At 36.5% G+C, this 21,084-nt stretch carries 17 protein-coding genes and 1 other RNA gene; 17 read left to right on the top strand and 1 reads right to left on the bottom strand.

The features are described 5' to 3' along the window. The first annotated feature begins 54 nt into the window (after nucleotides 1-54). From gap to ACWV26_RS15765, 6 genes are all read left to right on the top strand, one after another. Complete coding sequence (gene gap / locus ACWV26_RS15790; protein WP_455895663.1) at nucleotides 55-1,059, top strand: type I glyceraldehyde-3-phosphate dehydrogenase; 1,005 nt, start codon at nucleotides 55-57, stop codon at nucleotides 1,057-1,059. Between the two features lie 244 nt (nucleotides 1,060-1,303). Then, nucleotides 1,304-2,488: a phosphoglycerate kinase gene (locus ACWV26_RS15785; RefSeq protein WP_455895662.1), complete on the top strand. Its 1,185-nt coding sequence runs from the start codon at nucleotides 1,304-1,306 to the stop codon at nucleotides 2,486-2,488. Nucleotides 2,489-2,512: 24 nt separating this feature from the next. Then, nucleotides 2,513-3,274 (top strand): triose-phosphate isomerase, encoded by a 762-nt coding sequence (gene tpiA / locus ACWV26_RS15780; RefSeq protein ID WP_455895661.1) that lies wholly within the window; start codon nucleotides 2,513-2,515, stop codon nucleotides 3,272-3,274. After that, nucleotides 3,267-4,793 (top strand): 2,3-bisphosphoglycerate-independent phosphoglycerate mutase, encoded by a 1,527-nt coding sequence (gene gpmI, locus ACWV26_RS15775; RefSeq protein ID WP_455895660.1) that lies wholly within the window; start codon nucleotides 3,267-3,269, stop codon nucleotides 4,791-4,793. Before tpiA ends, gpmI begins: the two co-directional genes overlap by 8 nt. A 19-nt stretch (nucleotides 4,794-4,812) precedes the next feature. Continuing rightward, entirely contained in the window at nucleotides 4,813-6,108 is a 1,296-nt protein-coding gene (gene eno, locus ACWV26_RS15770) for a phosphopyruvate hydratase (RefSeq protein ID WP_455895659.1), read from the top strand. A gap of 330 nt (nucleotides 6,109-6,438) precedes the next feature. After that, entirely contained in the window at nucleotides 6,439-6,933 is a 495-nt protein-coding gene (locus ACWV26_RS15765; protein ID WP_455895658.1) for a hypothetical protein, read from the top strand. Between the two features lie 123 nt (nucleotides 6,934-7,056). On the opposite strand, the gene ACWV26_RS15760 is transcribed toward ACWV26_RS15765, so the two are convergent. Further along, nucleotides 7,057-7,695, bottom strand: a complete 639-nt coding sequence (locus ACWV26_RS15760; protein WP_455895657.1) for an O-methyltransferase — start codon at nucleotides 7,693-7,695, stop codon at nucleotides 7,057-7,059. Nucleotides 7,696-8,026: 331 nt separating this feature from the next. Here ACWV26_RS15760 and secG point away from each other — a divergent pair, with 331 nt between their 5' ends. The 11 genes from secG (at nucleotide 8,027) to ACWV26_RS15705 (ending at nucleotide 21,047) form a co-directional block, all read left to right on the top strand. Then, nucleotides 8,027-8,254, top strand: coding sequence for a preprotein translocase subunit SecG (gene secG, locus ACWV26_RS15755; protein ID WP_455895656.1), 228 nt, complete (start codon nucleotides 8,027-8,029; stop codon nucleotides 8,252-8,254). Between the two features lie 112 nt (nucleotides 8,255-8,366). Next, nucleotides 8,367-9,110 carry an alpha/beta hydrolase gene (locus ACWV26_RS15750; RefSeq protein ID WP_455895655.1) on the top strand — a complete coding sequence of 248 codons (744 nt, stop codon included), beginning with the start codon at nucleotides 8,367-8,369 and terminating at the stop codon, nucleotides 9,108-9,110. A gap of 42 nt (nucleotides 9,111-9,152) precedes the next feature. Further along, entirely contained in the window at nucleotides 9,153-11,558 is a 2,406-nt protein-coding gene (gene rnr / locus ACWV26_RS15745) for a ribonuclease R (RefSeq protein WP_455895654.1), read from the top strand. 49 nt (nucleotides 11,559-11,607) lie between these two features. After that, the gene (smpB, locus tag ACWV26_RS15740) at nucleotides 11,608-12,075 is read left to right on the top strand and encodes an SsrA-binding protein SmpB (RefSeq protein WP_455895653.1); all 468 of its coding nucleotides are present in this window, start codon (nucleotides 11,608-11,610) and stop codon (nucleotides 12,073-12,075) included. Between the two features lie 159 nt (nucleotides 12,076-12,234). Continuing rightward, nucleotides 12,235-12,592, top strand: a transfer-messenger RNA (tmRNA) gene (gene ssrA, locus ACWV26_RS15735). Between the two features lie 414 nt (nucleotides 12,593-13,006). Beyond that, nucleotides 13,007-13,630: an EcsC family protein gene (locus ACWV26_RS15730; RefSeq protein WP_455895652.1), complete on the top strand. Its 624-nt coding sequence runs from the start codon at nucleotides 13,007-13,009 to the stop codon at nucleotides 13,628-13,630. A gap of 1,676 nt (nucleotides 13,631-15,306) precedes the next feature. Then, nucleotides 15,307-16,350, top strand: a complete 1,044-nt coding sequence (locus ACWV26_RS15725; RefSeq protein ID WP_455895651.1) for an iron-siderophore ABC transporter substrate-binding protein — start codon at nucleotides 15,307-15,309, stop codon at nucleotides 16,348-16,350. A gap of 2 nt (nucleotides 16,351-16,352) precedes the next feature. Next, complete coding sequence (locus ACWV26_RS15720) at nucleotides 16,353-17,387, top strand: FecCD family ABC transporter permease (RefSeq protein WP_455895650.1); 1,035 nt, start codon at nucleotides 16,353-16,355, stop codon at nucleotides 17,385-17,387. Further along, nucleotides 17,384-18,415 (top strand): FecCD family ABC transporter permease, encoded by a 1,032-nt coding sequence (locus ACWV26_RS15715; RefSeq protein ID WP_455895649.1) that lies wholly within the window; start codon nucleotides 17,384-17,386, stop codon nucleotides 18,413-18,415. Before ACWV26_RS15720 ends, ACWV26_RS15715 begins: the two co-directional genes overlap by 4 nt. Continuing rightward, nucleotides 18,415-19,209, top strand: a complete 795-nt coding sequence (locus ACWV26_RS15710; RefSeq protein ID WP_455895648.1) for an ABC transporter ATP-binding protein — start codon at nucleotides 18,415-18,417, stop codon at nucleotides 19,207-19,209. Before ACWV26_RS15715 ends, ACWV26_RS15710 begins: the two co-directional genes overlap by 1 nt. Before the next feature lie 941 nt (nucleotides 19,210-20,150). Beyond that, nucleotides 20,151-21,047, top strand: coding sequence for a hypothetical protein (locus tag ACWV26_RS15705; RefSeq protein ID WP_455895647.1), 897 nt, complete (start codon nucleotides 20,151-20,153; stop codon nucleotides 21,045-21,047). Nucleotides 21,048-21,084: the final 37 nt, after the last annotated feature.

Here is a 21,084-nt window from a genome sequence, read left to right as displayed (position 1 = left end):
GTTTGGCCGTTGAAAGATAAAACATAAAAAACGCAATTAATGGAGGAAAATAAGATGACTTTAAAATTAGCGATTAATGGATTTGGACGTATTGGACGATTAGTTTTCCGTCAAGCAATGAAACGTGAAGATATTGAAATTGTAGCGGTAAATGACTTAACTAACGCAGCAATGCTTGCACATCTTTTAAAATATGATTCAGTTCACGGCGCTCTTGATGCAGAAGTAACATCTGAAGGTGAGTATCTTGTAGTAAACGGCAAAAACGTTCGTGTTTATGCTGAAACAGATCCTGCAAAACTTCCTTGGGGAGAATTGGGTGTTGATATCGTTGTAGAATCTACAGGTCGTTTCACAGACTATGATAATGCACACAAACACGTTGAAGCAGGCGCTAAAAAAGTAATCGTATCAGCCCCAGGTAAAAACATGCCAACTTACGTAATGGGAGTTAACAACGAACAATATGATCCAGCAAAAGATGTTGTTGTTTCAAATGCATCTTGTACAACGAACTGTTTATCTCCAGTAGCGAAAGTATTGGATGAACGATTCGGTATTAAACGCGGTATGATGACAACAGTTCACTCATATACAAATGACCAAAAAATCTTAGATCTTCCACACAAAGATTATCGTCGTGCTCGTGCAGCTGCACAATCTATGATTCCAACTACAACAGGTGCTGCAGTAGCAGTAGCAAAAGTTTTACCACAACTTCAAGGAAAATTAGATGGTATGGCAATCCGTGTACCAACACCAAACGTATCATTAGTTGACTTAGTTGTTGAACTAGAAAAAGACGTAACTCCTGAAGATATCAATGGAGCATTAAAACAAGCATCTGAAAATGAACTAAAAGGAATTCTTGACTACTCAGAATTACCATTAGTATCAATTGATTACAATGGCAATAGTGCATCATCTACAGTTGATAGCCTTTCTACAATGGTACTTGAAGGAAACCTTGCAAAAGTATTAGCTTGGTATGACAACGAAACAGGTTATTCTACTCGTGTTGTCGATTTAGCTGAATACATGGCAAAACAAGGTTTATAAGGCAAAAAATATAGCCAGATAGTTTCTATATGTATATAATGAATTAGGATAAAAGGAGAAGCGGTTTTTCAACTTCTCCTTTTTTTATGACACAAGTAAGCGCTTTACTAGAGAATTGAAGGCCAGAAATGAACACTCACATGTATAGTTTCAGGTCAATCGTTAAAACTCTTGAAGAGGCTTTTTGTTTATAAATTAAATATTTTGTTAAAGTATTAGGTAGAAACTTTTAGGAGGTAAAATGATGTATCAAAAAAAGACAATGAAAGATGTTGAAGTAAAAGGGAAACGGGTATTTGTACGTGTCGATTTCAATGTACCAATGGAAGAAGGTAACATTACGGACGATACGCGAATCAGAGCAGCCATTCCAACCATCTCTTATTTAGTTGAACAAGGTGCAAAAGTAATTTTAGCTAGTCATTTAGGCCGTCCAAAAGGTGAAGTGAAAGAAGAATTACGTCTTACAGCAGTTGGTGAACGACTATCTAATCTAATCGGACAACCCGTAAAAAAATTAGATGAATCCATCGGGGAAGAAGTAGAACAAGCGGTAAACAGTATGAATGATGGAGAAATCATTTTACTAGAAAACGTTCGATTCCATTCAGGTGAGGAAAAAAATGACCCCGCTCTTGCTGAAAGCTTTGCAAAATTAGCAGATGTCTATGTCAACGATGCCTTCGGTGCAGCTCATCGTGCTCACGCAACAACTGCAGGCATTGCAAAATATTTACCAGCAGTATCAGGTTTCTTAATGGAAAAGGAAATTGACGTATTAGGCAAAGCTCTATCTAACCCAGAACGTCCATTCACTGCCATCATCGGTGGTGCAAAAGTAAAAGACAAAATCGGTGTAATCGATAATCTTTTAGAAAAAGTAGATCACCTAATCATTGGTGGTGGATTGTCTTATACATTCACTCGCGCACAAGGATATGAAATTGGTACATCCTTATTAGAAGAAGATAAAATTGATTTAGCGAAATCATTTATCGAAAAAGCATCTGATCACGGTGTTGACTTACATATGCCAATCGATGCTGTCATTGCAAATGAATTTTCAAAAGACGCAGAAACAAAAGTAGTAGATATCAATGAAATTCCAAGCGGTTGGATGGGACTTGATATCGGACCAAAAACAGCCGCAGAATATGCTGAAGTGATCAAAAATTCAAAACTTATTATTTGGAATGGACCGATGGGTGTATTTGAAATGGACGCTTTCGCAAATGGCACAAAGAAAGTGGCTGAAGCAATGGCAGAAACAGAAGGGTATACCATCATAGGTGGTGGTGATTCAGCAGCAGCAGTAGAGAAATTCCATGTTGCAGACAAAATGGATCACGTATCAACAGGTGGCGGTGCCTCTCTTGAATTTATGGAAGGCAAAGAATTACCAGGGGTTGTCGCATTAAACGACAAATAATAGGAGAAGAAGGGGTTGTATACCATGCGCAAGCCAATTATTGCAGGAAACTGGAAAATGTATAAAACATTATCTGAAGCAATTGAATTTGTCAATGCAGTAAAATCATCTCTTCCTGAAAAAGAGAAAGTAGATTCAGTCATTTGTGCTCCATCACTATTTTTGCCATCTCTTGTTAAAGAGGCAGAAGGATCAAATTTAGCAATTGGTGCACAAACCATGCACTATGAAAACGAAGGGGCATTTACTGGTGAAGTAAGCCCTGTTCAATTAGAAGATATTCAAGTTCAATATGTCATACTTGGACATTCAGAACGCCGTCAATACGACAACGAAACAGATGAAGGCGTCAATAAAAAGGCACATGCAGCATTTGCTCATCATTTAACACCCATCATTTGCGTCGGTGAAACCTTAGAAGAACGTGAAGCAAATCAAACTGTTGCAAAAGTATCTTCTCAAGTAAGTAAAGCTCTTGATGGATTAACAGCTGAACAAGTTGCTAAAAGCGTCATTGCATATGAACCAATCTGGGCAATCGGAACTGGCAAAACAGCAACTGCAGAAGATGCAAACGTTGTATGTGAAGCCATTCGCAAAACAGTAGAAGAAGTAGCAGGAAATACTGCCGCAGAATCTATTCGAATTCAATACGGTGGTAGTGTGAAACCAGAAAACGTAGTAGAATTGTTATCAATGGAGCATATCGATGGTGCTCTAGTTGGTGGAGCAAGTTTACAACCAAATTCATACTTATCATTATTGGAGGCCGGGGCAAATGCCTAATAAACCAGTAGCATTAATTATTTTAGATGGTTTAGGCTTACGCGACGAAGTGTTTGGTAATGCAGTAGCGCAAGCGAAGAAACCAAATTTGGACCGATATTGGAATACTTTTCCTCATAATACGTTAACAGCGTCAGGGGAAGCAGTAGGTCTTCCAGCGGGACAAATGGGGAACTCAGAAGTAGGACACTTAAATATTGGTGCTGGACGAATTGTCTATCAAAGCTTAACTAGAATTCAAAAAGCGATTAAAGATGGCGATTTCTTCACAAACGAAGCACTAGTAAAAGCAATGCAGTTTGCAAAACAAAATAACTCAAAACTTCATTTAATGGGGCTATTATCAGATGGTGGCGTACATAGTCATTATGAACATCTATTTGCATTACTGAAATTAGCAAAAGATCAAGGTCTAGAAGAAGTATATGTTCATGGATTCCTAGATGGCCGTGATGTAGGTCCAAAAACAGCCATTAGTTATATTGTTGAAACAGAACGTCAAATGGCTGAAATGGGTGTTGGCCAGTTCGCATCTATTAGTGGTCGTTATTATGCAATGGACCGCGATAAACGCTGGGATCGAGTAGAAAAAGTGTATAAAGTGTTAGTTGATGGACAAGGCATTGAAGCGCCATCTGCTTTAGCTGGTGTTGAAGCATCCTATGAAAATGAAGTGACAGACGAATTCGTTGTACCATTTGTCATTAAAAACGAAGGCAAACCTGTTGCAACAATCGAATCAAATGATGCGGTTATTTTCTTTAATTTCCGACCAGACCGTGCAATTGAATTATCAACTGCATTTACAAATCCAACATTTGATGGTTTTGCTTTAAGTGAAAAGCATCCACAAAATTTGGATTATGTTTCATTTAAAAAGTACAGTGATCAAGTAATTGCTGACATTGCTTTTAATGATGATGATTTAAAAAATACCATTGGTGAAGTATTAGCAAACAACAATCTTCGTCAATTACGTATTGCAGAAACAGAAAAGTATCCACATGTTACATTCTTTATGAGCGGTGGCCGTGAAGATAAATTCGAAGGAGAAGAACGTATCTTGATTAATTCTCCTAAGGTTGCAACATATGATCTACAACCTGAAATGAGTGCCTATGATGTAACAGATGCGTTAGTTGAAGCAATTGAAGCAGATCGATTTGATGGCATCATCTTAAACTTTGCAAATCCTGATATGGTTGGTCATAGTGGTATGCTAGAACCTACTGTTAAAGCAATTGAAGCTGTGGATGAATGTTTAGGTAGAGTAGTAGATGCACTTCTTGCAAAAGGCGGCGCAGCGATTATTACTGCTGACCATGGGAATTCAGACGAAGTGGTAACTTTGGAAGGCCAACCAATGACAGCTCATACGACAAACCCTGTGCCTGTTATTGTCACAAAAGAAAATATTGTGGTAAGAAATGGCGGAATTTTAGCCGATTTGGCTCCTACCATGTTAAAATTATTAGGAGTGGAACAACCACTTGAAATGACAGGAAAACCATTATTTTAAAACTGAGGAGAGTTAAACAATGCCAATTATTACAGACGTACAAGCCCGTGAAGTATTAGACTCACGCGGTAACCCAACAGTAGAAGTAGAAGTATTCACAGAATCAGGAGCTTTTGGTCGTGCAATCGTTCCATCTGGTGCATCTACTGGGGAATATGAAGCAGTAGAATTGCGCGATGGAGATAAAACTCGCTACCTTGGAAAAGGTGTATTAAAAGCAGTTGATAATGTAAACAACGTCATTGCTCCAGAACTAATCGGAAACTATTCAGTTCTAGATCAAGTGTCAATTGATAAAATGATGATCGAATTAGACGGTACAGAAAACAAAGGAAATCTAGGAGCAAACGCTATTCTAGGCGTTTCTTTAGCAGTAGCTCGTGCTGGTGCTGATTACCTTGACTTACCGCTTTATCAATATATCGGTGGAGTGAATTCTAAACAATTACCAGTTCCAATGATGAACATTCTAAACGGTGGAGAACACGCTGATAACAACGTGGATATTCAAGAATTCATGGTTATGCCTGTAGGCGCAGAATCATTCCGTCATGCTTTACGTATGGGTGCTGAAATTTTCCACTCATTGAAATCAGTACTAAAAGAATCTGGTCACAATACTGCAGTAGGTGATGAAGGTGGTTTTGCTCCAAACTTAACTTCAAACGAAGAAGCACTTTCTACAATCGTTACTGCAATTGAACGTGCAGGTTACAAACCGGGTGAAGAAGTAATGCTAGCTATGGATGTTGCATCTTCTGAATTGTATTCTGATGAAGATGGCAAATACCACTTAGATGGTGAAGGCGTTGCAAAAACTTCTGAAGAAATGGTTGCTTGGTACGAAGAGTTAACTTCTAAATACCCAATCATCTCAATCGAAGATGGCCTTGACGAAAATGACTGGGAAGGTCATAAAATGCTAACTGATCGTATCGGTCACCGCGTACAATTAGTAGGAGATGACTTATTCGTTACAAATACGAAAAAATTATCTCGTGGTATTGAAGAAGGCGTTGGTAACGCAATCTTAGTTAAAGTTAACCAAATCGGTACATTAACAGAAACTTTAGATGCAATCGAAATGGCTAAACGCGCTGGCTACACAGCTATCATTTCTCACCGTTCTGGTGAATCTGAAGATACAACAATTGCAGATATCGCAGTTGCTACAAATGCTGGTCAAATCAAAACTGGTGCACCATCACGTACAGACCGTGTTGCAAAATACAACCAATTACTTCGCATCGAAGACCAATTGTCTGATACAGCTCAATTTAATGGCATTCAATCTTTCTACAACATTAAACGATAATGAGATAACTAATTTTTCATTCGACTAAAGTTGATTTGAATATTGAATGTCCATTTTAAAACACGCTATCTTCCCTTTAGAATATGGGAGGATAGCGTGTTTTTGTTTAGAAACTAGGTAGCTGATGTCTATAAAAACATGAATATATTAATTTCACTAGTAAACAATTTTGGTTGGCTATCATTGCTTTTAGACATCTTATTTTTTTTACTTTGCTTTTAAAATGGTAAGAAAAGTGGTAGTTATTAGTATGGCCTTTGTACTCTAATAGTTTTTTCCGATGATGGGCTATGCTGCATTAACCAAAAAACTTTTTAAGGAGGCTTTTAAATGACTCGCGAAGAGGCTTTTTTTGCCATGATCAGTAAAGGTTTCTCTCCACAGGATTCAAGCTTTTGGGCCGACTTTGCTTCAGAATTTAGAGAATGCCAAGTCTGTAATCATTTTTTCGAGCATCATGAATTTGGAGATATTCCATTATGTAAGGAGTGCTATTTGGACAAAGCTTTTCCGTTTCAAATAGAACTTAAAAACTCAAAAAAGAAGTTAAATCTATTATTTTTCTTTGAAAAAGGGATGCTTATCAGTAATGAAAATGCTAAATTTATTAATCAATTGCCACAAGTAGAAGTAGTAGAAGCTGTAGTTTCAATGAAAGTCACAGCTTATCAACTGTTTAGAACAAAATTAACGAATAAGGTAGTTTGTCCCGTGTGCCTAAATGAACATGAAATCCATAATGGTATTTTATTCACTTATAGAGGTGAAATGATTTCCTTATGTAGTGAAGCATGTGAAACAATTTGGGAGGAAAATATTCGATGAACAATATTCATTTGCTTTATGGAACTGAGGACTTTTTAATCCAAGATAAATTAAGAAGAAAACCGTTATCCAGTAAATAGGATAACGGTTTTTTATAGAGTATTTAAATAAATTTTCAGCTGTTTATTTTACAATCCCTATCATAAAGCCATCATACCCCTTAACACCAACTGTTTGAATGGCTGTAGAATCAATAGCTGGATTATTGACTAATGCGTCCATAAATTGTTGTACGCCTTTTACACGCACGTCTTCACTTGTTACATCAAAGACCTCACCATTTCTTACAACATTATCAGCAATAACGAGCGCACCAGAGTTCGCTAATTTTAAAGACCAATTTAGATAATTTGCGTAGTTTTCTTTATCGGCATCTATAAAGATAAAGTCAAATGACAAATTTTTTTCTTCAAGGGTTGGTAATGTGTCTAAAGCCTTTCCGACAATTACTTCCACTCTATCTTCGAAACCTGCATTGCGGATATTTTGTTCTGCGACTTTCGCATAATCCGGATTGAATTCTAACGTATATAATTTTCCACTTTTAGAAAGAGCCCGAGCCATACATATACTACTATAGCCACCAAGGGTTCCAATCTCTAAAATGTTTTTGGCGTTTTTTAGTTTAGCTAAAAGATATAATAATTTTCCGTGTGTTTCTGCTACATTAATATCGGGTATCCCTGCCTGCTTATTAGATTTCTGTACTTGCGCCAAGGTAGAATCTTTGGGGATTAGTTTTTCCACAATATAATCGTCCATAAATGTCCATAAAATCTGATCGAATATTTGTAGCACCTCCTAAAAATTTCTTTTGCCAGATACAGTTTATGACGGTATTGTTTAAGATAAGAACAAAAGTTGCTTTTTTAGGATTTGATTTTTAAATTAATGTTAAATAAATGTAAATGTTTTAAATATGATTCTAAAGTTTTACTTTTTTATACTCAAACTATACGAGAAATGATAAAATAATAGAAAAGTGTGTATTTAATTGGTTTGATATTCTATTCAAAATAGAACTTCGTTGTCATTACGTACAGTTTTTGTTAAGATAGGACTGTTGTGATGTTTCGAATCAGGAGGTGGACGTATGCATACAGCGATCATGGCACTACTACTTATCGTGTCAATTGCGTTAATCATAGTAGTATTGTTACAATCTAGTAAAAGTTCTGGACTTTCAGGAGCCATCTCTGGTGGAGCTGAGCAACTTTTTGGTAAACAAAAAGCTAGAGGAATGGATTTAGTATTACACCGTATTACGGTTGTTTTAGCTGTTTTATTCTTCGTCTTGGCAATCGCAATCGCAAAAATATAATGACACTAAAATCGCCTGACCACTATATGGTTAGGCGTTTTCTACTTTTTGGATTATAATATGGTAAGCTTAATGTGAATTTGAATAATTTTTAAACGTAGGAGGCAACCTCATGAAACCAGTTTTACCAGAACCATTTTTCTTTGAGGCTGGACCTAGAGCGGTTTTGCTTTTACATGGATTTACTAGCAATTCGGCTGATTTCCGGATGCTCGGTCGTTTTTTAGAAAAGCATAACTATACGACACTTGCACCACATTATAAAGGACATGGAGTAGTGCCTGAAGAACTTATACATACGAATCCTAAACAATGGTGGCAAAGTGTACTAGATGGTTATCAAAAACTTCAAGATGCTGGATACAAAGAAATTGCAGTTGCAGGGTTATCCCTTGGTGGCGTTTTTTCATTGAAATTAGGTTATTCTTATCCATTAAAGGGAATTATACCGATGTGTGCACCAATGACGATGCGTTCAACAGACTTGATGTTCGAAGGTGTACTTCAGTATGCAAAACGATTTAACCAACAGTTCAGAACAAATGAAGAAGCAGCTAACAGTTTAGAAACTATAAAAAAACAAGGTATGCCGTCATTACAAGAATTACGTGAATTTGTTTATGACGTAAGAGAGCATGTCGATGAAATATATGCACCACTTTTTGTCGTACAAGGTCGATTAGACAAAGTCATTGAGATTGATTCTGCAAATTATATATATGAATCAGCAGAGTCGAACATCAAACAAATAAAATGGTATGAAGAATCGGGCCATGTTATTACATTAGATAAAGAACGAAAACAGTTGCATGAAGATGTTTTACAATTTTTAGAGTCGTTAGATTGGAACGAGTAAAATAGTCTTAACTGCAAATGCTAGTAGAAGGAGGGAAGAACGATGAATATAGAGGAAAATTTAGAATCAAGATTATTGGAGTTTATGAGGGAAGAGGATTATAAACCTTTAACCGTAGAAGAGCTGGAGGATCAGTTTGGCTTTCGCGATGCAGACGAATTCAAAGAGCTTGTCAAAACCCTTGTAAAATTAGAGCAACAAGGTGATGTTGTTCGCACGCGTACAAATCGTTATGGTTTGCCAGATCGTATGAATTATTTACAAGGAAAATTTATCGGTCACGCAAAAGGTTTTGGCTTTGTTGCGCCAGCTGAACAAGGAATGGATGATGTATTTATCCCGCCGACCGATGTCAATGGTGCCATTAATGGAGATACCGTTCTAATCCGCGTATCCAACACTACATCAGGCGATCGCCGTGAAGGTGCAGTCATCAAAATTATAGAGCGTGGAACAACCAAAGTTGTCGGAACATTCCAAGCAAATAGAGGGTTTGGTTTTGTCGTACCAGATGATAAGAAATTATCCATGGATGTCTTTATTTCAAAAGATAATACATTAGGTGCAATGGATGGACACAAGGTTGTCGCAGAAATTCTTGAATGGCCAGGTGTACATCGTTCTGCAACAGGGATTGTCACGAAAATTTTAGGACATAAAAACGACCCAGGTGTGGATATTTTATCAATCATTCACAAACATGATATTACGGTTGATTTTCCCCAAGAAGTCATCGATGCTGCACGTGCAGTACCTGATGAAATTTCTGATAAGGATCGTGAAGGCCGTCGAGATTTACGTGACCAAATGATTGTCACAATCGATGGCGAAACAGCAAAAGACTTAGATGATGCTGTTACCGTAACGAAAAACGACGATGGCACTTATAAATTAGGTGTTCATATTGCGGATGTAAGTTATTATGTGACAGATGGCTCTGCTTTAGACCGCGAAGCATATGACCGCGCAACAAGTGTCTACTTAACAGACCGTGTTATTCCAATGATTCCACATCGTCTATCAAATGGTATCTGTTCATTGAACCCACAGGTGGATCGATTAACACTTTCTTGTGAAATGACGATTAATAAAAACGGTGAAGTCATCGATCATGACATTTTCCAAAGTGTCATTAAGACAACTGAACGTATGACGTATACGAATGTCTTTAAGATTTTGGAAGAAGACGATGCAGAACTAAAAGAACGCTATGCACCATTAGTTCCAATGTTTGAGGATATGCGTGATTTAGCGATGATTTTAAACAATCGCCGTATGAAACGCGGTGCCGTAGACTTTGACTTTAAAGAATCTTACGTAGTAGTAGATGAAGATGGTTGGCCAACAGATATTCTTCTGCGTGACCGTTCAGTTGCTGAGCGAATCATCGAAGAATTTATGCTCGTTGCCAATGAAACAGTTGCTGAACATGTAAATCGTATGGCACTACCTTTCATCTATCGTATTCACGAAGATCCGAAACCAGAGAAACTACAACGATTCTTTGAATTTATCACAAACTTCGGTTTGGTCATTCGTGGTACAGGGAATACAGTAGAGCCAAGAGCATTGCAAGAAATTTTGGATTCTGTCAAAGATGAACCGGAATATCCTGTGATTTCTACAATGATGTTACGCTCTATGCAACAAGCAAAATACAGCCCAGAATGTCTTGGACACTTTGGTCTTTCAACAGAATTCTATACACACTTTACGTCGCCAATCAGACGTTACCCTGACTTAATCGTGCATCGTTTGATTCGTACGTATATCATCAATAACGATAAGAGCAAAGAAACAGTCAGCTACTGGGGTTCACAAATGGATGAAATTGCAGACCATACCTCAAGCCGCGAACGCCGAGCTGTTGATGCTGAACGTGATACAGAATCATTGAAAAAAGCACAATATATGTCAGACAAGATTGGTGAAAAATTCACTGGTATTGTCAGCTCAATTACAAACTTCGGTATGTTTATCGAGTTAGAAAATACCATCGAAGGTCTCGTGCATATTAGCAATATGACAGACGACTATTACAATTTCGATGATCGTCAAATGGTGATGATCGGAGAACGAACAGGCCGAATCTTCCATATTGGTGATGAAGTTGAAATCAGTGTGTTAGAAGTAAACATCGATGAATCAGCAATTGACTTTGAAATTGTTGGGATGCCAAAAGCTACCAATCGCACTCGCCGCCAAGCACCTGTTGTCATTCGTGCAAAATCGAAAAGCGGGGAACAAGGTAGAGAAAAAGGTAAAAGTAGAAAAAGTACCAAATATCAACCAAGTGGCGCAAAAGTGAATGGTAAAACGCGTAAGCAAGATCGCAAAAATTCAGGTCAGTCTGGAAACTCAGGAAACGGAAGTTCTGGAAACAAAAAAGCTTACTATGAAGGCATTGCGAAAAAACAACAAAAACGACGCAGAAGAAAAAATAAATAAGAGAAGAGCTTCTCGCTCTTCTCAAGTCATTATATAGAGGTGATTCCATATGCCAAAAGGTACTGGGAAAGTGTTAGCACAAAACAAAAAAGCTGGATTTGATTACTATATTGAAGATACGATAGAAGCAGGAATCGTATTAAATGGTACAGAGATTAAATCCGTACGAAAAGGCAAAGTCCAATTAAAAGACTCCTTTATCCTAATCAGAAGAGGGGAAGCTTGGATTTCCAATATGCATATTAGCCCATATGAACAAGGCAATATCTTCAACCATGACCCACTTCGCGTACGTAAATTATTGTTACATAAAAAGCAAATCATGCAATTAAATGTTGACGTCAAACGAGATGGCTACACAATTGTTCCGCTGAAAATGTACATAAAAGATGGTTACGCAAAAGTATTAATAGGACTAGGTAAAGGTAAGAAAAACTACGACAAACGCGCAGACTTAAAGAAAAAAGAAGCCAACCGCGAAATGGCCCGAGCAGTCAAAGCCAAAAATCAATTCTAATATCTACCACTTGAAATAAGACGTAATTTGTCTTATACTCATAGTACAACGTTAAGCCAGTAACAGTATGTTAAACATACTGATCCGAAACGCTGATTCAATTCAGCTCCTTAATGGATGTAGAAGCAATTAATAGTTGCTTTGCTACTCCTATATTAAGGGGACGTTACGGATTCGACAGGGATTGCTTGAGCTTGAGTTGCGCGTCGGAGGTCTCGGCTTCGTCATCAACGGAAGTTATATAATAACTGGCAAAACTAACAATAACTTAGCTTTCGCAGCGTAAGCTCGGAACTGCCTAACTGCTCTATCGCCCATGTAGCGTAGTCGGGCTCAACTTTAGTGGGATACGGTTGCTAGTGCCGCTTGAGCTAGCAGCAAGAGATTTCCAAGCTAGCGCACAGGACGCCTGTTTGTCGGCAGAATGATGCGCGAAACTCAAATAGACAAACTACACGCGTAGTAACTGAAGTATCAGAGTTTCTGGACGTGGGTTCGACTCCCACCGTCTCCATATTACAAAATTATGATTTTATAGAACGCCAAAAACTTTTAATATTAAGGGTTTTGGCGTTTTTGTTTTTCGTATAATTTTATTAAATTTCATCAAGTCATTAAGTTTTTGGTGCCAGTCACCGCCCGGAATTTGTCAAAAAGATTATAGATGTATGCAGTTTAATAAAGGTGCCAGTCCCCTACACAATTCGCTACAATTAGGTCCTGATTTCTTCGTAAGTCAGGACTATTTTTGTCTAAGAATTGGTACTATAAACACAGTAATATTACTAATCATTATTTCAAGATATGATGTAAAGCTTTGCCACTAATTATTAAAGGTTAGAAAATATATAATATTAAAATATTTTTCCTCATATTACTACTTTTAGATTAAAATGAAATTAATTAATTTATCCTGTTCAGGAGGGGTATTATGGCAGATAATCAATTGACCGAAAGTAAATTGGATAAATTGTTGGATTGGGCTTATGAAAAGTCTATAAATGGAATACCAGGTACAAATACAGCCTATGAACTAGCTGAGAATTTTATTGTGAAACATGATTCCACAGATGATGCTATTAACAGTCTAATTCGCTGGCAAAATACTAAATCGGCAACGAGTGGTTTTTTAACAGGTTTAGGAGGTTTGATTACCTTACCAGTAGCAATACCAGCTAATATAGCATCAGTCACTTATGTACAAATCAAGATGATTGCAGCTATTGCACATATAAGAGGTTATGATTTAAAAGATGACCAAGTCAAAACATTTGTCTTTGTTTGTTTAACAGGTCAGTCAGCTTCAGATATATTAAAACAAGCTGGAATTAAAGCGGGGACGGAACTTACAAAACAAGCTATAAAGAAAATACCTGGAGAAATTATTAAATCGATAAATAAAGCTGTTGGTTTTAGATTAGTAACTAAGTTTGGTGAAAAGGGAGTAGTTAATTTAGGTAAAGCAATACCACTAGTAGGTGGTCTGATTGGTGGAACAGTAGACGGAATAGGCACAAGAATTATTGGGAAAACGGCTAAAAATGTGTTTATTTGACAGATAGTAGTAGGGTGATGCTAAATAGGAATTTTAAGGAGAAGACAATGGTTTTAGTACCAGTCATCTCCTGCAATCTGTCGAAATCATCGACATTATTCGAGGTGTGACAGGCAGCTGAAATGTTTATATTTGTTTGTAATGGTGATTAAACTGCAAGGATGATATACTTTAATTGTAATATGTAAAAAGAAGGAAGGTTTTTTAAAATGTTGAAGAATATATTCTCAAATTCAAACATAGAAAGTTCGGCTTTATTTTTGGGATTACTAACAATGTATAACGTTTATTTTGATATTCCTATCAATATACCAACTATTCTTTTCTTTTCTGTTTTATTTATGATTTTTAATATTTTTTCATTAAAGAAAAATGAAAATACTAAAGAATGATAGTTCGTCGAATAACAGTTGAAATATAACTTTCTTTACTTATTTCCCTTTATTTACCAATTCAATTGTATTAAATTGGAAATAAGAGGTGAATTTATGAAGCTATTAAAAAGGATTGTTCTATCTTTTAATCGTTTCGGTATTTGTTTTTTCATCATTTTTTTAGCTTTTTTAAATCCCTTCTAAAATCACTTTTATAAGTGTAATCTGAAATATAATCTAGAAAATCCGTAAACTCATTTCCTTCTTCATAGAATGCTTCGATAAATTCTTTAGTATCGCAAACTAATAGCTGTTCATCTACTGATATGAGTAAATTACTTTTATTTTTCTTTTCAAACTTAATTTCAATAGTTGTATTAGGAAAATAAATTTCACCTTCTCCATTTTCTAAGAAATTTTCTAATGCATTTTTATAAAAATACTATAATGAATTAATATCATCATATGTTTCAAAATCTTCAATTTTTCCATGAACACCGTTATTAAATACAATAACCCCATCTAAATTTAAGAACCCATCTTCAAAAACATCTTTTTTTGTAGTGATAATTTCCTTTATTTCTTCTTTTTTCTTAGTATTTATAAACTTATCTACTTCTCGAATATATATATAAGTTTTGATGTTCGTTTAATCATTCTCCTTTATAGATTTTTAAGTGTCCGAAATTTATTGAAGAATTTGTTTGATTGAAGAGTTGAAAAGTTTCTTACTTATGTAATAAAATATTAGCTTTTCTAGACTTACAGTAAACAAGTATTCAAACTACAAATATAAATGATCAGCATCCCCTGGAGCGATGAACGCATCAATAAAGGAGGTGCTTTTCTACATAATTGTTCCCAAAAAGAGATATTGTAGTCGCGCTTCACCATCTGCAAGATAAACTGTGCTATGTGCTTAAACATTAGAACTAAGAATGAGTGCCTGTCAAACACAAAGTTTGAAGAGGGTAGGAGATACACTAGTGTATATCAATATATGAAGCGGGAATGCAATTACAGTTGCAGATTGAGATTAAATAAGTTTGATTGTAAACAAAAATAGAATAACGGTAATGCAAAGATGTTTACACAACCAGGAACAATTATTAAAGCAAATTTATTTCAATTAGCGGTATTCATTGTTATCTCGGAAGAAACTTCAACGACATTTCAATTATCGAAGGGCTTTGAAACTAGAACATCTCTAATCTTTCCATTGACAACCCAAAAATAGAAAGTTACACTTTTATAAGTGATAAAGATTCTCATTATCAATTATGATAGGAGTGTAAAAAATAAATGAAAAAGATGACAAAGGTGTTGCTATTCGCAATTATGTCCGTTTTCGTTCTTGCGTTAGCAGCTTGTTCAGGTGATTCTTCGAAAGAGAAATCATCAAGTGATACAAAGTCAGCATCAACAGATAGTCAATATCCAATTAAAATCAAACATGCTTTCGGAACAACAACAATTGAGAAAAAGCCTGAGCGTGTTGCAACAATTGCATGGGCAAACCATGATGTAGCATTAGCATTAGGTGTTGTACCTGTTGGTTTTTCAGCAGCCAATTACGGCATTAAGGATAACAAAACAGGAATCTTACCTTGGACACAAGAAAAATTAGACGAGCTAGGTGCTAAAAGCCCGAACGTTTATCAAGATACAGACGGTCTAGATTACGAAGCCATTGCTGATTCTAAACCAGATGTGATTTTAGCTGCATACTCTGGCATTACAGAAGAAGAGTACAATAAATTAAGTGAAATTGCTCCAGTAGTTGCATATAAAGATCAACCATGGGTCACTTCATGGCGCGATCAAGTGAAATACGATTCAATGGGTATGGGTATGGAAAAAGAAGGGGAACAGCTAATTAAGGATACTGAAAAATTAATTGCTGATACTGCTGCAAAATATCCAGACATTAAAGGTAAAAAGGCCGCTTTCGGTATGTTCAATACAACAGATTTATCTAAATTCTACATATACACACCATCAGATCCACGTGGTGCAATGCTAGAAGAGGTAGGGATGGAATATCCTGAAGGGATTAAAAAACAAATTAAAGATGATAAAAGTTTCTACCTTGAATTAAGTGCAGAAAATGCAGACGTATTAAACGATACAGAATTATTAGTTGTATACGGTAATGATACGACATTAAAAACGCTTCAAAAAGATCCTATTTTAGGTAAAGTTCCAGCTATTAAAAAAGGGAATGTTGTGGTCATTGAAGACAATACACCTTTAGCAGCCGCCGGTACACCAAGCCCATTATCAATTAAATATACAATTAACGACTACTTATCTAAAATCTCAGACGTGGCAAAAAACGTTAAATAATAATGAGGAATTTTACTGAAAAAGGAAGTGAGCAAAGGTTACTACCAAAGCGTTTAGCAAAGGTAGTAGCCCTTTTGTTTGTTTTGCTCATTGTTAGTATTTTGATGTCTCTTGCATTTGGTTCTCGTACAATTGGTCTAGATGGGCTTATAGATGGCTTGTTTCATCCTTCTGTAGAAAGTCATGAGGCAAGCGTTGTGCGACAACGTATCGCAAGAACACTATTCGGTTTAATTTGTGGGGCAGCGCTCGGTGTATCTGGGGCACTGATGCAATCTGTCACACGAAATCCGATTGCAGATCCGAGTATTTTAGGTGTCAATACCGGTGCATCTTTATTTGTCGTTTGTGGGATTGCTTTTTTAAGCATTCAATCACCAAGTGAATATATTTGGTTAGCCATAGTTGGTGCGATGTTGACGGCAGTATTTGTCTTCGGAATTGGCTCGATGGGAGCGAGTGGTGCTACACCACTGAAACTCGTATTGGCGGGAGCAGCAACGACAGCTATTTTGTCTTCGCTTGTAACGGCCATTTTAATCCCGCGCACGAATGTTATGGATCAATTTCGTTTTTGGCAAGTGGGGAGTGTAGGAGCTGCCAACTGGGATTCCGTTCATATTTTTATTCCATTTTTCATTGTCGGTGTTGTTATTGCTATTTTAGTAGCACCTGCACTAAATGCATTAGCTCTTGGTGACGAAGTAGCGACAGGCTTAGGCGTGCGCACAGGAGTTATTCGTATGTTAGCGGCTTTTGCCGGTGTTTTACTTTGTGGGGCAGCGACGGCTCTGGCTGGTCCAATAGGATTTATTGGTTTACTTGCTACCCATTTGGTTCGATTGGTCGTAGGTCCGGATGTCCGTTTCCTTATTCCTTTAGCTGCATTGTCTGGAGCTATCATTCTATTGATTTCAGATGTATGCGGACGTTTCCTTGGTAGTCCAGGGGAATTAGAAGTAGGGATTTTAACGGCCTTTATCGGCGCGCCAATTTTAATAGTAATTACTATGAAAGCGAAAATGCGTACAATATGATGAATGAAACAATGAAGATGATTATAAAAGCAAGAAAAAAACGCCGAAATCGCTATGTCGGCGTAACGATAATTTTAGCCCTTATTGCCATTGGTCTGTGCTGTACGATGATGATGCTCGGGAATACAATCTATCCTGTATCAGATGTAATCAACGTTTTACTTGGTGAGACTATTCCAGGTGCTTCTTTTGCCATTAACGAAATTCGTTTGCCACGCACTATAGCCGGTTTATTTGCAGGTTTTGCTTTTGGTGCTGGGGGCTACATTTTCCAAACGATGCTGCGTAACCCATTAGCTAATCCAAATGTCATTGGGATTACAACAGGCTCTAGTGCGGCTGCAGTGTTTTGCATTATCGTTCTGCATACGAGTAGTACTGTTGTTTCACTTGCTGCTGTTGTTGGAGGGCTTGTCACGGTTGCTATCATTTATGGATTATCGAAAGGAACCTCTTTTTCTATCGGTCGTTTAATTTTGATTGGGATCGGTATTCAAGCGATGTTAAATGCATTTATTTCCTATTTAATGTTAATTGGAAAAACGAATGACTTACCGAATGCTTTACGTTGGTTAAGTGGGAGTTTAAATGGGGCAGAGCTCGAAATGACGTATCCATTGATCATTACAGACGTGATCGTCACCCCTGTGCTCATATATTTTGCGAAACAACTTGAAATACTAGAACTAGGTGAACAAGCAGCGACTTCTTTAGGCGTCAATACCAATAAAACCCGTGTCATATTAATGATTAGTGCGGTATTAATTATCGCGTTAGCTACAGCAACAACCGGCCCCATTGCGTTCGTAGCCTTTTTAGCAGGACCTATTGCCAAGCGACTTGTTGGGGTTGGGTTTTCAAATATTCTTCCAGCAGGTTTAATTGGGGTTATTTTAGTATTAGGTGGGGACCTAATTGGTCAGTTTGCCTTTGATACCCGTTATCCAGTAGGTGTGATTACAGGAATTATCGGTGCACCATATTTGATTTACTTGCTAATTCGGATTAATCGAAAGGGAGATATTTAATGACAACTCATACATTTGAAACGGAACATATTCAATCAGGATATGACAATAAAACGATTTTAAACGACGTCAACCTATCGATTCCAAGTAATAAAATTAGCATCATTATTGGTGCTAACGGTTGTGGGAAATCGACACTATTAAAAACAATGGCACGTTTAATTAAGCCAACGGGTGGAGATGTACTATTAGACGGTAAATCCATTCATAAAATGGCACCAAAACAATTGGCGAAAGTATTAGGGCTGCTTCCTCAGTCCCCAATCGTACCAGAAGGCATTACGGTAGCAGATCTCGTCGGTCGCGGCCGTTTTCCACATCAAAGCGTAATGAAGGGCTGGTCGAAGAAAGATTATGAAGCAGTAGCGGAAGCGTTAGAGATGATGAATATTACCGAATTTGCAGATCGTAATATCGATGAATTATCAGGTGGTCAAAGACAGCGTGTTTGGATTGCTATGGCATTAGCGCAACAAACCGATATTCTGTTTTTAGATGAGCCAACAACGTATTTGGATATTACGTATCAAGTAGAAATTTTAGATTTACTTACGGATTTAAATAAAAAGTATGGCACGACAATTGTCATGGTGTTACATGATATTAACTTGTCCGCACGCTATGCAGATTATTTGTTCACGGTGAAAAATGGTCAACTCATTGCAGAAGGAACACCTACTGAAATTCTAACGGCAGATTTAATTAAAGAAACCTTTCAGTTAGATTGTCAAGTTATTAATGATCCGGTTTCGAATACGCCACTGATTGTACCGATTGGTCGTCATCATGTATAAGGAAAAAGAGTTAAGGGAAAGGCATCTCGCTTATGTGTAGTGGGATGCCTTTCCTTTATTCTCTGTTTACGCTTTCGGTTTGAGTGCTATAACTACCGGGATAGTAGAAAGTAAAATGTCTTGTTTTTGATACGAAATGATGAGTAACGAACATCTAGTAATCAAAAAAGTTCTCTATATGAAATGCCAGACACTTCTTAAGTAAGACTAAAACGATATGATTAAGAAGGTCAGGCACAGTGTTTTAATATAGAGTTGGAGTTGGAGAACAATTGTAGAAAACAATATCTCTTAAAGGAATTGAATAAGGATTCCATCTTCCTCCGAAAAACCTAAAGCCTTGAGCTCTTGATTCACTGACAGTCGTCAGGAAAAACCAGAAATTGTCTCCGTTTCTAAGCCACATATATGTGAAATGATATATACAATGTTGAAGACCCCAAGGATTCTGGTCAAAGGGTGGCATGTGTTGTAAATTTGCCATAATTCAAGGTTCACTCCTTAATAAAAATAGACTTATAACCAGTTAATGCTTAGGGTGAAAGCCTGGATTGGTTGAATGCCTAGTAGCCACCTAAATTCAAATATGAATGAAGATGCTTATATGAAATTGTTTAAGGAGTGAGCAACTATTTTTATAGAGAACGGTATCTCTAATTTATATTGTGAGTTAACTTCAACAGGGACTATAACTACATATTCATAACATTTCTCTCCTTGAATTTTTCTAAATATTACCACTTTAGCGTGTTTAATTTTCTAATAATGGATGGATAAGTTTACCATGCACCAATCAGTGGTAGTACAGATATTAGTGCAAAAAGTTGAGAAAAAAGGAAAATTCACAAATTACATTTTAATCACATCTTCTTAGGAGGTACTGTTCTCCTAAAAGGTGTCTGTGCCGCTTAATGTTTTTTGCTTCAAGGAGAGGATTGTCTTTGGCACATTTATTTCAAACAGGTTTACCATCTTTATTAGCAATTGGCCATTTCTTGTTTAAAATTTTATTAGTCGCTAATACCTTTAGACATTACGACTTTTTAAAAAATATGATTTTTCATTTACTAGAATGGACACGAATGATCAAACGGGATTCTTTTGATAAAGAACGACCTTTAACTTTAATGGATATAGCATTGAAAGTATTATTTTTTACTATCCTAATTTATTTATTTGTCATAACGAATACCTATTTGTTTTTTGTTTGTTTTTCCGTTTTAAAATCATTTGAATTTTTTCAGCAAAAATCAAATGCCTTTGTTTTCCCATATTTAAAGAAAACAAAATGGGGGAATTTCTTTGAAAAGGATTTAGTTAAAAACATGTATTTTCTTTTGTTATTCTTCAGTATTGTTTCTCTATTGTTTTTATTTACATGGAGCTACATCGCACTCATGGTAATCTATACATTACGTTGCTATGATTTTCTTTCTACTTTTATCAAAGATGGATTTATAGGATCAAGGTTATCAAACGGATACATACAATTAGAAAAAAATCATGGACTATTCATGGGCATTTATTTGATCTCTACTATACTCTTATTTCCAATATTAGTGTTTTTTAAATATGCTTTAGCCGTAATCTGGACAATTCGTGCGTTAAAAACGTATGTTTTTCTAAAGAAAATTGATATGAAATATATATTTATTACACAAGTACAAGAAGCTATTATGAATACAATTATTTATTGTAAAATGGCATTTGATAAATTGATATTTCATTCAGCAATAAGAAAGTACAAACAAAGCACTCTGAGATACTCTGTTAGTTTTTTATTAGGCAGTGTAATATATCTAGTAAATATGAACGGAGGATATTTGGGGTTGCGGTAAGTGAGTAAAGAAAGTATGCAGCACCTCCTCGTACAAA

The organism is Rummeliibacillus sp. JY-2-4R (assembly GCF_053847205.1).
This window is presented reverse-complemented; position numbering and strand designations above follow the sequence as displayed.